Source organism: Nostoc foliaceum FACHB-393, from assembly GCF_014698505.1.
Lineage (GTDB): Bacteria > Cyanobacteriota > Cyanobacteriia > Cyanobacteriales > Nostocaceae > Nostoc > Nostoc foliaceum_A.
In genome coordinates this window covers 233,588-248,335 of the sequence record NZ_JACJTD010000001.1, presented here as the reverse complement: position 1 = coordinate 248,335, position 14,748 = coordinate 233,588, and the positions used below count along the sequence as shown (strand labels likewise).

Genomic DNA, 14,748 nt, shown 5'->3' with positions numbered 1-14,748 from the left:
GGGGTTTTTGGTACTGGTGTAAGGCATCAGTTCAACCCTAACCTTCACTTGTTCTTTTGGAATTCGGAAAATTCCGAGTTCTAACTCCTCCTTGTCATATGTCAATAACTTTGAATTTCTTTACAGCGCGTTAGCCTAACACCTAAGCTGGATTTAGGATTCATGCAGAGGTTTTACGCAGGCGATCGCTCGATGTCTATTCCCCAAATTAGTGAATTTACTATCCGCCGTCATTCCAACGCCAAATCTTTCCAGCGGGGCGAGGCTTACTATGAGGCAGGTGCTGTCAATGCTGTTACCCAACGTGGCGATCTACTTCAGGCAGATGTTGCAGGTACTCAAGCTAGACCTTATCATGTCAATCTGAATTTTGATAGCAGTGGGTTAACATCAGTAAATTGCACCTGTGCCTACGACTTTGACGGATGGTGCAAACATATTGTAGCGACTATGCTTGTCTGTGCGCGTAACCCAGAAAACATTGAGCAGCGCCCCACCCTAGAACAACTACTTAATCGCCTGGATTACATCCAAACTCAAAGACTGCTGCAAGAGTTGGTAAAAGAATACCCACCACTCATTGAGGAAATTGACCGCCATGTAGGTTGGATGACTAATCCTGCTGCCCAGCAAAAAACTACAAAACCTTTGCTCCATATTACTATTGATCCGGCTCCCTTTCGGCGGCAAGTCCGGCAGATTCTCCGGGATACTGTGCGCTACTTTGAGGAAGGGTGCGAAGAAGACCCGATTGCCGACGAATTGCTGAGTGTGGTGCAAACTGCGGTAGATTTTAGCGAACGGGGAGAGGGTAAAAATGCGATCGCTATCTTAGAAGCGATTACCTTCACCTGTGTGGAAAATTGGGATGATGTTGCCGAATACGGTGCCGAAAATGATGAGCTTGTCGGAGAATTAAATAATGCTTGGTGTGAAGCAATTCTCAGTTCTGAACTCACCCCAGAAGAAAAAGTTGATATTCAAATAAATTTAGAAGCTTGGCAAGATGAGTGGAATGCTGATTTTGGCATGGTTATGGAGGCTTTACGCCAAGGTTGGGATTATCCGCCCCTAGTGCAAGTTCTCGAAGGTAATATTACCGAAAGGGGAGCGTGGGAAGAAGATGTGCCAGACTACGCGGATGATTTGGCACTAATTCGCCTAAAAATTCTCGAACGTCAAGAACGTTATCAAGAATATTTATATTTAGCAGAAGCGGAAGAACAAACCCAGCAGTATCTGACAATGCTAGGTCGGTTAGGCAGAGTAGAAGAAGCAATTGATGCTGCTCAAATCCAGATGAACTCAATGGAAGAGGCTTTTGCCCTAACGAAAACACTCAGCGACCAGGGGGCATTACAACAGGCGCTAAATATAGCCCAGAGTGGATTAAATTTACCGGGTAATTGTCAGTACGAATTGGGAATTTGGACAAGTGATTTGGCTGTTGAGTTGGGTAATAATGAAGCTGCTTTATTAGCAATCAAGGCGGCTTTTCAAGTCAAGCCCTCCTTTGTTGACTACCAAAAGATGGCAGAATTGGCTGGAGAAAACTGGGAAAGTGTCAAAATAGACCTGCTAAGAATTGTCCGTAGTTATGGTGGTTGGGGAACAGAATCAGCCAAGGTGGATATATTCTTACATGAAGGACTAATTGACGATGCAATTGCGATCGCTAGTGAACTCAGTTCTTATTATTCCGAATTGATTCACCGAGTCATGGATGCTGCTATCTCTCACAATCCTGGTTGGGTGATTGCTAATGCTCGTCGCCGTGCCGAAAAGATTATGGATGGAGGTAAAGCCGAATACTACTACCACGCGGTTGAATGGTTGAAAAAGGCACGTATCGCCTACTTGGAATCTGGCAAGAAAGCTGATTGGTTAACCTATCGGGAAAACTTGATGCAAACCCACGCTCGTAAACGTAAATTGATGGAAATGTTTCAGCAAAGGGGTATGGACTAAACAATATACAAAACAGATTAGAGGCTGAAGAAACCAGATAATCCTTAATCTGCGATTACCTACAGATGAACATAATATCCTCTTAGGGGCGCACAGCTAGCTGTGCGCCCCTACCCATGTACGTCATTACAGATTGAATACCATTGATAATTTTAAGTCTGCAATAACCAAATAATTTAGCTTTTAAATTGAGATTTGCCGAAGATATCAACATTAGCGGCAAAAGATGAAGTAAGATTCACATCTGAACCAGTCCCCGTACAATCCCATAGTTCTCAGCAAAAAATAGTCCAGTGCGATGATTGATAAATATCCCCAGAATCTTATAGTGTCCTGCTTACCGCTGAGTATGCTTGTATTACTTAGCAGCATATCTTCCAGTCCACTGAAAGCTGGGGCTGTTGATACTACACAACTACCAGCTAGTAATTTCATCCTGTCGCAACAACTCCCACCACCACAGGATGTCCAACCACCCTCACCTTCGCCACTTCCCTCACCTGAACTACCACAACCACTTCCCCCACCAGCAGAACTATTTCCCCCCTCTGTCCCAACTCCCAAACCTGAGGAACCACTCCCTGGCAACTTTCCTCAAACTATTGTTGTCGAACGGTTTGAAGTTATTGGTAGCACAGTCTTCAGTCCTGAAGAGTTAGCCCTCGCCACTGCTGAATTTACCAAACGACCGATCTCGCTGGCTGAAGTGTATCAAGCACGGTCTAAAATTACTGATTTATACGTCCAAAATGGTTACATTACTTCTGGTGCTTATATCCCGCCCCAAACAATCCAATCCGGTGTTGTAAAAATTCAGGTGGTCGAAGGTAAATTAGAAGACATCCAGATCACTGGAACTCGGCGATTGAATCCGAATTATGTCCGCAGCCGACTAGCAATAGCGACAACAGCGCCTCTGAATCGGCAGCGTCTACTAGAGGCACTGCAACTATTGCAACTTAATCCTTTGATTCAAAACGTGTCTGCTGAACTATCAGCAGGATCACGCACAGGTGCGAGTCTTCTAGAAGTCAAGGTCAGTGAGGCAAAAACCTTTAGTAGCCAAATAGTTCTTGATAATGGGCGATCGCCTAGCGTTGGCAGTTTTCGCCGCCGATTACAATTGAATGAAGCCAACTTATTAGGATTGGGAGATGCTTTGGGTGTAGCTTACACTAATACCGATGGTAGCAACTCCTTTGATGCCAGCTACACATTACCACTCAATCCCCGTAACGGAACCCTTACCTTCAACTATGGCATCACATCAAGCAATGTTATTGAACCTCCTTTCAACGTTTTAGATATCCAATCGGATTCTCGCTATTACGAACTGACATTCCGCCAGCCAATAGTCCAAACTCCTACACAAGAATTCGCCCTTGGGTTGACAGCCTCTCGACGGGAAAGTGAAGCCTCTTATATCGACATAGAACGACTACCTTTCCCCGGTTTAGGCGCTGATGAACAGGGGCGCACCAGGGTATCTGCGTTGCGATTTTTTCAAGAATGGACGAGTCGTAACAGCCGTGAAGTTATCGCCCTCCGCTCTCAATTCAATTTGGGCATCGATGTGTTGAATCCCACGATTAATCAAACTCCTCCCGATAGCCGTTTTTTTGCTTGGCAAGGACAAGCGCAGTGGGCACGCCTTTTAGCTCCTGAGACATTACTTTTACTTCGTTTAAATACACAACTCGCATCCAGGACACTTTTGCCTTTAGAGCAATTTGGCTTAGGTGGGCAGGATAGCATTCGCGGCTACCGTCAAGATTATCTGCTGACGGATAATGGCACTTTGGTTTCTGCCGAAGTTCAAGTACCGATTCTGCGCTTACCTCAGATAGATAGCACCTTACAGGTTATCCCCTTTGTGGATTTTGGTGTTGGTTGGAATAGTTCGGGTAGAGAGAATCCCGACCCTAATACTTTAGCTTCTGTTGGTCTGGGGTTGCGTTGGTCACAAGGCGATCGCTTCACGGTTCGTCTTGACTGGGGTATTCCTTTAGTATCTGTTAACTCGAATGATAGAACATTACAAGAAAACGGACTGTATTTTAGTTTATTCTATAATCCTTTTTAAAATTTAGGGGTTTATTCTCGTTTCCTTCTTGACGAGAGGATGCGCCAACGGGGAGTTTCTGCTTCATTAAAGCAACTGGCGTACTCAGATATTTTTTCTACTGTGGGATGCGCCCAATTACTTTAATTCCTGCCTTGCTCTTATCTATTTCGCAAAATTCCGTGAAACAGTACTATTTGACTGATTAAAAAATAAAAATCAGGCGGTTATTTATATAATTCGGAGTTTCCTCACCACTCGGAATAAAAATCCGCAAATATACCATGTGTTCTGTTCAGTGTTTGATTTCATTCTGGGTATCCTAAGCAAAGGCTAGGTTAGATGATATAGACGAAGGAGCAAAGTTTATAACTGATGTATGAGCGGAGGAAACAGCTAGACCTTCTACCGCAAAAACTGATTAAACAATTAGCCATCTCATTCCAGAAAGTTGACCATGAAAAGAAGGGCTAGTTTGCACCTTCATATCTCTTTTGGAATCATAGATGGTGATAAATTTGATTGAACTAATTTTCCCATAAGTTCAGACTTTCAGGCTCCAGTTCTGAGAGTATTATTTTTCAGACTAAGACATAAAAATATGAGAATTTGAGGAACAGCCATGCTAGGAAATGAGCGGGAAAAAATACGCCATCTTTTGGTCATTCAAGACCTGCAAGGGCGGCGAACTGTCCCATTGCGAGAGACTACTTATTCTCTGGGACGGCATCCTGCAAACACTATTGTCTTGGCTTCCCGGTCAGTATCAATGCAACATGCAATTTTATTCCGAGTAACTGTTCCAGAGACTGACCAATATGGCTTTCAGATTATTGATGGCAACTACAAGGGAAAAGGAAGTACTAATGGCTTATTTGTGAATGGCGCTAAATGCTTTTCCCATAATCTCAGAAATGGAGATGTTATTGCCTTTGGCAGTAATCAAGCTCAAGCTAAATATTATGCTATTTCCAACATTTCAGAACAAGCATTTTCAGAATCTTGTGATGTTGAAGACTTATCTGGTTTCCTATCAGAGCAAGCCAGCCCTGCCAATCCTTTTCAAACCCTAGCTATCGATCCCAGCTTTGAAGCAGCGAGTGAGTCTGCCCTAGCTCGCCTCGCATCCTTCCCTGAACTTATCCCCAATCCAATTATTGAGATGGATTTGGAGGGAAGAGTCACTTATCTCAATCCAGCCGCAGCTCTCAAGTTTCCCAAACTCAGGGAAGTTGGAACCAAACACCCGATTTTAACAGGACTCCTAAGTGAAGTTAACAATCTAGAAAAAAAATCTTTTGTGCGGGAGGTAGAAGTAGGTACAGAAGTTTTTGAACAATCCGTTCTCTACCTTCCGGAAAGTGATTTAATTAGAACTTTTATTATTAGGGATATTACAGAGCAAAAACAAGCCACAGCCGAACTGCGCCAGCGCGATCGCTTGTTACAAGCAGTTGCAGAAGCTGCCAATTATTTGCTAGGGGAAATGAATTACGAAACTGGTATTGATCGAGCTCTAGCTATAGTGGGTGAAGCAGCCAAAGCAGATCGCGCCTATCTCTTTCAGAACCATCCCCATCCTGCTACAGGGGAAATAGCAGTCAGCTTACGGTTTGAATGGACGCACTCCTTTATTGAACCTACGCACCAGCATTGGCAGAATCAGCCTTATCAAGCTTCTGGATTAGCTCGTTGGTACACTGTTCTTTCTAGCGGCCAGTCGATTAGCGGAATCACCCAAACATTTCCTATAGCTGAACAAGAATTTTTGATTCGAGATGGCATTCAATCCCTTCTTCTGGTACCTCTCCGGTTGGAGAAAGAGTGCTGGGGTTACCTTGGCTTGGCAGACTGCACCTTTGAGCGTCATTGGTCAAAGCACGAAGAATCTACCCTTTTGACGATGGCGGCCAGTATCATTGGTGCGCGGCAGCGTCAGCAAGTAGAAGAAAAGATTCGCTACCAAGCTCTTCATGACGTGCTGACAGGGTTGCCCAATCGCTTACTATTTAATGAACTGCTCAGTAAAACTCTACCCAACGCTACTCGGAATGGTGAAAGTTTAGCTGTGATCTTCGTCGATCTGGATCGCTTCAAAGTCATTAATGACACTCTGGGGCACACCTTGGGAGACCAATTGTTAAAAAGCGTTGCTCAAAGATTAAAAGACTCACTCAGAGGCGGAGATACTGTAGCCCGTTGGGGAGGTGATGAGTTCACTATCTTACTCCCGCGAGTGAATGATATTGAAGAGGTAACCCTGGTGGCGGATAGAATCTTACAAGCCTTAGAGGATGCTTTCCATCTCCAAGGGCATGAACTTTATGTGACTGCTAGCCTTGGTATTGCGTTGTTTGATAACAACAGTCCTGATGTCGAAACGCTAATCCAGCACGCAGATGCCGCTTTATACTACGCCAAGGACAAAGGACGGAATAACTACCAATTCTACAGTGTTTCCCTGAGCGCCAAAAATCCTGAACTCCTGACTTTAGAAAAGAGCTTGCGCTATGCCCAAGAACGCAAAGAATTTAAGGTGTACTATCAGCCTCGTGTGAACATTGCTACAGGAGAAATTACTGGTATGGAGGCTTTGTTGCGTTGGCAGCACCCAGAAATGGGATTGGTCGCACCCAGTGTTTTTATTCCCCTTGCCGAAGAAAGTGGATTAATTATCCCCATCGGCGAATGGGCGCTGCGGACGGCTTGTAGCCAAAATAAAGCATGGCAAGATGCCGGATTGCCACCCATGACGATCGCTGTTAATCTTTCTCTTAAACAGTTCCGCCAACCTAAATTGGTGGAGATTGTAGCTACAGTTTTAGAACAAACGGGGCTAGAGCCGCGCTTTTTAGAATTAGAAATTACCGAAACCACAGCGATTGAGGATTTGTACTTTACCAGAAGCGTGTTACAAAATCTCCAGCAGATGGGTGTTCACATCTCCATTGATGACTTTGGTACGGGTCATTCCTCGCTCTCGCGCCTACAGCTTTTGCCACTCCACAATCTAAAAATAGATAAATCTTTCATTCAAGATTTGACCCTGGATGTCAAAGTAGCTCATATTATTAGGGCCATAGTTACTTTGGGACAGAGTTTGGGATTGAAGTTGACAGCCGAAGGGGTAGAAAAGGAAGAGGAGTTGGAGTTTTTAAAATCTATTAACTGTGAGGATGTACAGGGCTTTCTATTCTATCGCCCGCTTTCTGCCCAGAAAGCAACAGAAATCCTCGAAAGTAAACGACCAATGCTCTAGTAGGAACTGTTTGTACTAGTAACGATACAATAGCATTCATCGTCTTGCTGCCACCCTTTTTCGTCCTATGCTGCCAGTCATCTATTCCGACGAATTTTTAGATCACAAGACTGGAAAATACCATCCCGAAAGACCAGAACGTTTGATAGCGATCGCTACTGCCCTAAAAGCAGCTACATTCGCAGATAAAATTGCCTGGCGATCGCCCACACCAACATCAGAACAGCCATCGCTGATGTCTATGTTGGTTAGAGCACATAGCCCAGCCTACATCAAAAAACTTTGGCAAATCGCTTCTAGTGGCGGCGGCCCTTTGGATGGAGATACGCCAGTTTCCCCGCGTAGTTATGATGTGGCATTGTTGGCAGTCAGTGCATGGTTGGATGGAGTTGAGGCTGTGTTAAATTCGGCTAATCCAGCTTTTGTACTAGCGCGTCCCCCAGGACACCATGCAGAAAGTGATGCTGGGATGGGCTTTTGCCTATTTTCTAATGCTGCGATCGCAGCATTATTTGCTCTCGAACAACCCGGAATTAACCGCGTTGCCATCCTCGATTGGGATGTACATCACGGTAATGGTACTCAGGCGATCGTCGAAACTGAAGCACGCATCGCCTACTGTTCTCTACATCAGTATCCCTGCTATCCCGGTACTGGAAGATCGGCAGAACGCGGTTTTCATAATAATGTCTTAAATTTACCTGTACCCCCTGGTAGTGATATTGCAATATATCAGCCACTATTTGAAAAACAGGTAGTACCGTTTTTAGCCAACTTTCAAGCGGATTTGCTGATTGTGAGTGCTGGTTATGATGGCAATGCCGCAGATCCTTTGGCAAGTATCAATTTGCAGCCAGAAGACTACGCTTTATTTACTGATTATTGTCTAGGGATAACTCGTAAAATTCTGTTTGGCTTAGAAGGTGGTTACGACTTTGATTCTCTTTCTCAATCAGTCGTAGCGACAATTGAACAGTGTTTACCTAACTCAATGACAAGGCTCTCGCCATAATCAAAGATTATGTTGGAATCTTTCGCTAACCCTTGCGGGTGTAGCGGTGAGAGGATGTCAATTTAGGTACTTTCTTTTTTTTTAGGTAAAATCTCGGAATTAATAATTGGCTAACTTTCGTATATGCACTGAGATCAAAGTAATCCTATTTGATTTGTAGCTCAGATTCCCGATTTCTCTCAGAAACCGGGAATTTTATTGTATATTTCCTTTGGATTTCACAACATAATCTGTAAAAATAGGCAATTTATGCATATTTAATGTCATGATTCTTTGTGAGTTAGTTGACTAATTTAACAACTATTTTTACGTAAATTTAGGGTGACACAACTTGTGCTCTCAACTCAACCTAAGTAATTTCTTTTACAAAGGCTTTCTAAAATTCATCAAATCTTCAGAAATAAAAAGTTTGAATAGTGTTCTGAAAGAGCTAAAGTTTTGTTAAGATGCAATTGCTAGCAGTTTCTCAACGAAATTCACCTATCGGTGTGTGGAGAAATAAAAAGTACTAGCAGCACAAATTTCAAAAGGTGAAGCAATGACCACCTACATTTTTTTCGATGAAGCTTTACGGATGCTGACCAATGCCTATTTGTTGTCAGGAGTACTGTTAATAGCAGCTTCTGGCATAGGTTTGGCGGTAATTGAAACAATAGAAAAGGCAGGAGAACGCTAAGTTTATAAATGGCAGTGTAGTTCTTGCCAAAAACCATTGGGTGCAAGTGTTCGCCGTGAATAAATCTTGGGAACACTAAAGCATGAAAGTCTCACAGCGTTGCAGCTTTAGCTGGAAATCCATCAAACATACAGCTAACTGTAGCGCTATTGAGACCCTAAGCAAGGAGTTACTACAATGGGTCTATTCGACGCTGTGTTGGGCACAGAAAGCCAAACCCAAACAGCACTCAATCCAGCGGAAGCTTTCGCTGTCATTATTTTGATGGCAACAGCGTCAGACGGTTACCTTTCTGTTGAGCAAGCAAATTCTATCACTTCTGTGCTGTCTCGGATGAAACTTTTTAAAAGTTATCCCCATGAGATGATGAACAGGCTGTTTGAGAAAATTTTAGGTCTTCTCCAAGGAGATGGTTTTAATAGTTTATTTAATGCAGCCAAAGATTCTTTATCTCAAGACTTGCGAGAAGCGGCCTTTGCAGTAGCGACTGATTTAGTCTTAGCTGAAGGTATCGTAGCTGAAGAAGAAAAAAACTTCTTAAATGATTTATATCAAGCTTTAGGTGTTTCTAGTGAGATAGCAATACAAATTGTGCAAGTAATCTTAATTAAAAACCGGGGATAGGGCGATAAAATATATGCTTAATTAAACTATATAAATAGCTTATAAACAAAGCGTGCCAAAGGAGTTAAACTTCTTTGGCACTATTTTTGGTGTTATTGTGACTAGGCTTAGATTCGTGCCTTTTTCAAGAAGTCGCAAATCTTGTTGTTCAATGCAGTCTTGTGTCATAATTCGATTTTATAATTTTGAACTTTAAATTGAAAATAACTTATGCGTTGTTCTGCCACCCTAACCCAACTGGTTGAAGTTCTTTTGGCCAGTCCGATAAACTTATCTGAAACTGCTTTAATACAAGTCAGTAGCGGTATCCAAACAGATAGCCGTTCCCTAAAACCGGGTGAAGTATTTTTAGCTTTGCGAGGTGAGAAGTTTGATGGACATGAATTTGTGGCAACTGCGATCGCAAAGGGTGCTTTAGCTGCCATTGTAGATTTTGAATACGAAAATCCCGGTTTTCCGGTATTGCAGGTAAAAGACACCCTCCAGGCATATCAGAAAATTGGTAGATGGTGGCGCGATCGCTTTAACATTCCTGTAATTGGTGTAACAGGTTCCGTGGGTAAAACTACAACCAAAGAATTAATTGCGGCAGTTTTGGCAACAAAGGGACGAGTTCACAAAACTTATGGAAATTACAACAACGAAATCGGTGTCCCAAAAACTCTCCTAGAACTTGGCGCAGAAGATGACTACGCCGTGATTGAAATGGCGATGCGGGGTAGGGGACAAATTGCCGAACTGACGCAAATAGCGCGTCCAACAATTGGAGTGATTACCAATGTGGGGACGGCACATATTGAGTTACTGGGTTCTGAAGAAGCGATCGCTCAGGCAAAATGTGAATTGTTAGCTGAAATGGCTGCTGATAGTGTGGCAATTCTCAACCACGATAATCCTCTATTAATAGCCACAGCGGCAAAAGTTTGGCAGGGAGAAGTTTTAACTTACGGCTTTTCTGGTGGAGATATCCAAGGGCAATTAATTGATAACGAGACTGTGGAAGTTGCAGGAATCCAACTGCCTCTGCCGTTGCCTGGCCGTCACAATGCGACTAATTTCTTGGCGGCTTTAGCGGTAGCAAAGGTGTTGGGAATTGATTGGGCAAGCCTCAAAGCAGGTGTGATGGTGGATATGCCCACAGGACGATCGCAGCGATTTACCTTAGCCAACGATGTGGTAATTTTAGATGAAACTTATAATGCTGCACCAGAAGCTATGATCGCCGCGTTGCAATTATTGGCAGACACACCCGGAAAGCGGAAGATTGCAGTATTGGGTGCAATGAAAGAATTGGGAGAGCGATCGCAGCAATTGCACCAGCGAGTGGGAGAAACAGTGAAAAAGTTGAATTTAGACGGCTTGTTGGTTTTGGTAGATGGACAAGATGCCGAAGCGATCGCTCTTAGTGCCGAGGGTGTGCCATCGGAGTGTTTTGCAACTCATGCCGAGTTAGTGGCTAGGTTGAAGACATTTGTGCAAGCAGGCGATCGTTTATTATTCAAAGCCGCCCATTCTGTGGGACTAGATCGGGTAGTCAATCAGTTACGCGCAGAATTTCCCAAATGAATCCGCCTCTTTGCAACTTGTCACCCAGAAAACATTGCTTCAGAACGAGTTTTGCAAAAAATCGGAATGCAGCAGGAAGGGTATTTGCGACAACACCATTGGATTAGGGGAGAATGGCGAGACTCTTGACAGCTATATGCCATCCTTGAGCATGAATGGAGAGGCATCAAATGATGATGTTCTGAAAAGATCACCTATAGACGCCCGATAGGCAGAAAAGCGCAAAGTCTTTTTTAACGTCCTAATGTCGTGGAGAGTAAGTATATATTTCAGACGTTGCTGGAAATACTAGCGTTGTTACTGTAACGTCTCTGAAAAAGAATTGCTCCCAAATTAGTCACCAAACACGTAATTGCTAGCCACAGCAAGATGTAAGTGGGAGCCATCACCACGCCAATCATGAACCAAGTATATACATGCAGGATCATTACAGAAGCGAAAAAGCTGGCAATTCCAGCAGATTGCCACACTTGATGTGATGGCCGACGCAAGGCTACCAGACCCATTGTTAAAATTGTGACAAGCAAATTCGCTGGTACGAGAAACGCACAAATACTTATGCAGTTACCACGAGAGAACTCTACTAAGGTGTTAAAATCGAGCATTCATTTTGTTGGGATAGATGTTAGCTTTTTAAGAACTTAATTTATTTTAAAATAACTAAATTTACATTAACAGGTGAGTGAGTAATCACATTGCAAACATAACATAAATTAAAATATTAAGTTGCGTTTTGATACTACTCAATAGTTAGTTAATTATAAAGATTTTGGATAAGTAGGGTGGAAAACACCCACCCTAGCTGAATTAACCCGGTAAAATCACGGTATCGATAACGTGTACCACGCCATTATCAGCTTCGATATCTGCTGCTAAAACTGTGGCATTTTTAACTTCAAAACCATCTAAAGAATGAATTTTAATAGGTGAACCTTCCACAGAATTAACCGTGCCGAGTTCTGCCAAATCAGCCTGTAGCAGCTTTCCTGGGACGACATGATATTTTAAAATTCGCGTTAGCTGGGGAATATTCTGTAACAGAGTCTGGATAGTTCCCGCTGGTAACTTGGCAAAAGCATCGTCATTTGGTGCAAAGACAGTGAACGGGCCAGGACTTTTTAATGTTTCTACTAAACCAGCAGCTTGTACAGCCGCTACCAGTGTTTTGAAGGACTCAGATGTAACAGCAATATCAACAATATCAGCCATATACCTTACCTAAATTTTTGCAAAAGAATTTAAAGGATAATAAACCTATTTGAAGTTTTATTAAATAGGGAGTGGGGGAGAATAGGGGCAAAAGATTAAAAGTTAAATTCTTTGCCAATTCCCAATGCCCATTAATTATTAGCTTTCCAGCTTGCTAGATCGGTTAAAGAGCGATCGCGGTAACGTCCATAACGCTCTTGTTTACTTTTGATTTTTGCACCCAATTCGGGAAAAATCCCAAAGTTGGGCGGCATTGGTTGGAAATGCTTCGGCGAAGCGGAACTAATAAATTCAAATAATGCACCCATCATTGTTGTGGCTGGTAAAACCAAAGCTTCTTTACCCAAAGCTAGTCGCGCTGCATTAATTCCCGCCAAGCAGCCACCCGCAGCCGCTGCGGTATAGCCTTCAGTACCAATTAACTGTCCAGCAGCTAACAATGTCGGACGCTCTTTAAATTGCAAAGTAGGATGCATTAACTGAGGAGCATTAATAAAAGTATTGCGGTGCATCACTCCTAACCGCACAAACTCCGCCTTTTCCAAACTGGGAATTAACTGAAATATTCGCTTTTGCTCACCCCAGCGCAGGTTAGTTTGGAATCCTACCATATTCCACAGTTGACCGGCTTTGTCTTCTTGTCGCAACTGCACCACAGCATAAGGACGTTCCCCTGTGCGAGTATCTGACAATCCCACTGGCTTTAGGGGGCCGTAGCGCATGGTATCTTCCCCTCGGTGTGCTAGTTCTTCAATGGGTAAGCAAGCTTCAAAAAATTTCGCCGTTTCCCGTTCAAAATCTTTGAGTTCTGTTTGTTCAGCTTTACAAAGTTCTTCTCGAAACCGCAAATACTGCTCTTTATTCATTGGACAGTTGAGATAAGCGGCTTCACCTTTGTCATAACGTGATGCCATAAAGGCAATATCACGGTTAATCGATTCTCCCACAATAATCGGACTAGCCGCATCGAAAAAGCTGAGGTATTCCATCCCAGTAAAGCGGCGCAAATCTTCGGCTAAGTCGGGACTCGTTAAAGGCCCAGTTGCCAAAACCACAATTCCTTCGGGAATCGCAGACACTTCACCCCGGCGGAATTCAACTAAAGGATGATGTGCTAAGGTTTGAGTCAAATCTTGGCCAAATTGCCCCCTATCTACCGCTAGCGCCCCACCCGCAGGAACGGCGTGTTCATCAGCTTTCGAGATGACGATAGAACCCAGTTGACGTAATTCTTCGTGCAATAATCCAGCCGCGCGATCGCTTGCCATTGCCCCAAAGGAATTACTACATACTAATTCTGCCAAATGTTCTGTATGATGAGCAGGGCTGAAGCGTTTTGGACGCATTTCATGCAGAATTACCGGCACTCCAGCTTGGGCTATTTGCCACGCTGCTTCAGTTCCAGCTAGTCCACCTCCAATTACTTGTATCGGTTGTTGTTCCATAGTTAATTTTTTAGTTCCTATATCATAAGTATCCATCAGCATCAGCGCTAGGACGCATCAACAAGTAAAGTATTACTGAGTTGGACTTGAAACTTTTGTGCACAAATACAAAAACTCAATTTTTTATCTGCGCCTAGAGCATAAGATTTAAATAACTACTAAATTGTATTGAGTCATCAGTTAAAACAGATAAGATTTTGAATTTTTAGGAATTAAGTCTAGCCGCAATTACAAATTATCTGTATTAATTCCTTTTTCTCTAAGTTTCGCTAACAATTCTTGATAGCGATCGCGCTCTTTTTCTAATTCTTCTAAAGCCGCTTCCTTTGCTTGGCGTTCCTGTTCCCGTAACTGGTCAATTTCTACGGGTGACAAAAACTTTTGTCCAGTGGGAGAAACAATTTCCAGGGTATCCGGTGTCAGTGTAAAACAGATACCCAAACGCGGACTTACCCAGCCATTCATCTCTTCGATGACTTCAAAACTATCACCAGAACGGAGCAAGCCATTTAAATCGTTCTTAGCCGGATCATAAATATAATATTCTTCCACGCCGTAACGCTGGTAAAACTGCAATTTTTTGGTCATTTCTTTGAGGGTGTTACCTGGCGATAGAATTTCAAATACTACCTGTGGGAAGATATTATCTTCTTCCCATTGTAAATAGGAACCCCGTTTTCCTTTTGGTCTGCCAAAGACTACCATTGTATCCGGCGCTTGTTTAATATTCGGATTTCCTTTCACTGGATACCAAAACAAATCTCCGGCGATAAATACATCAGTTGTCGATGCAAATAGGATTTCTAAATTTTCTTTAATTTTAACAATCCATGCAAATTGTTCTGTATTATCCGCCATTGGCTGTCCGTCGCTTTCCGGGTAGATGACTTCGGTGGTGGTTCCTGGTGTCACTTGTTGTACCATTGC

The 14,748-nt window shown here is 43.1% G+C and carries 11 protein-coding genes; 7 read left to right on the top strand and 4 right to left on the bottom strand.

Features of this window, described 5'->3' with window-relative positions; genetic code table 11:
• The first annotated feature begins 192 nt into the window (after positions 1 to 192).
• The 7 genes from H6G92_RS01055 to H6G92_RS01025 all read left to right on the top strand — a co-directional run bounded on the left by H6G92_RS01055 (position 193) and on the right by H6G92_RS01025 (position 11,167).
• A complete protein-coding gene (locus tag H6G92_RS01055) occupies positions 193 to 1,968 on the top strand; it encodes an SWIM zinc finger family protein (protein WP_190890113.1) in 1,776 nt (591 codons plus the stop codon).
• A 298-nt stretch (positions 1,969 to 2,266) separates the two neighbouring features.
• On the top strand, positions 2,267 to 4,051 hold the full coding sequence (locus tag H6G92_RS01050) for a ShlB/FhaC/HecB family hemolysin secretion/activation protein (protein ID WP_190889853.1): 1,785 nt from the start codon (positions 2,267 to 2,269) through the stop codon (positions 4,049 to 4,051).
• 601 nt (positions 4,052 to 4,652) lie between these two features.
• Entirely contained in the window at positions 4,653 to 7,289 is a 2,637-nt protein-coding gene (locus H6G92_RS01045; RefSeq protein WP_190889850.1) for an EAL domain-containing protein, read from the top strand.
• A 67-nt stretch (positions 7,290 to 7,356) separates the two neighbouring features.
• The gene (locus H6G92_RS01040; RefSeq protein WP_190889849.1) at positions 7,357 to 8,301 is read left to right on the top strand and encodes a histone deacetylase family protein; all 945 of its coding nucleotides are present in this window, start codon (positions 7,357 to 7,359) and stop codon (positions 8,299 to 8,301) included.
• Between the two features lie 538 nt (positions 8,302 to 8,839).
• Positions 8,840 to 8,977: a hypothetical protein gene (locus tag H6G92_RS01035; RefSeq protein WP_190889848.1), complete on the top strand. Its 138-nt coding sequence runs from the start codon at positions 8,840 to 8,842 to the stop codon at positions 8,975 to 8,977.
• A gap of 177 nt (positions 8,978 to 9,154) precedes the next feature.
• The gene (locus tag H6G92_RS01030) at positions 9,155 to 9,601 is read left to right on the top strand and encodes a tellurite resistance TerB family protein (protein WP_190889847.1); all 447 of its coding nucleotides are present in this window, start codon (positions 9,155 to 9,157) and stop codon (positions 9,599 to 9,601) included.
• A gap of 210 nt (positions 9,602 to 9,811) precedes the next feature.
• On the top strand, positions 9,812 to 11,167 hold the full coding sequence (locus H6G92_RS01025; protein WP_190889846.1) for a UDP-N-acetylmuramoyl-tripeptide--D-alanyl-D-alanine ligase: 1,356 nt from the start codon (positions 9,812 to 9,814) through the stop codon (positions 11,165 to 11,167).
• Positions 11,168 to 11,436: 269 nt separating this feature from the next.
• Here H6G92_RS01025 and H6G92_RS01020 read toward each other — a convergent pair whose 3' ends face one another.
• The 4 genes from H6G92_RS01020 to H6G92_RS01005 all read right to left on the bottom strand — a co-directional run bounded on the left by H6G92_RS01020 (position 11,437) and on the right by H6G92_RS01005 (position 14,745).
• Positions 11,437 to 11,772 (bottom strand): hypothetical protein, encoded by a 336-nt coding sequence (locus tag H6G92_RS01020; protein ID WP_190889845.1) that lies wholly within the window; start codon positions 11,770 to 11,772, stop codon positions 11,437 to 11,439.
• 202 nt (positions 11,773 to 11,974) lie between these two features.
• Positions 11,975 to 12,376 carry a fasciclin domain-containing protein gene (locus H6G92_RS01015; RefSeq protein WP_190889844.1) on the bottom strand — a complete coding sequence of 134 codons (402 nt, stop codon included), beginning with the start codon at positions 12,374 to 12,376 and terminating at the stop codon, positions 11,975 to 11,977.
• 131 nt (positions 12,377 to 12,507) lie between these two features.
• A complete protein-coding gene (gene trmFO, locus H6G92_RS01010) occupies positions 12,508 to 13,821 on the bottom strand; it encodes an FADH(2)-oxidizing methylenetetrahydrofolate--tRNA-(uracil(54)-C(5))-methyltransferase TrmFO (RefSeq protein WP_190889843.1) in 1,314 nt (437 codons plus the stop codon).
• Between the two features lie 228 nt (positions 13,822 to 14,049).
• Entirely contained in the window at positions 14,050 to 14,745 is a 696-nt protein-coding gene (locus H6G92_RS01005) for a Uma2 family endonuclease (protein ID WP_190889841.1), read from the bottom strand.
• Positions 14,746 to 14,748 lie beyond the last annotated feature (3 nt).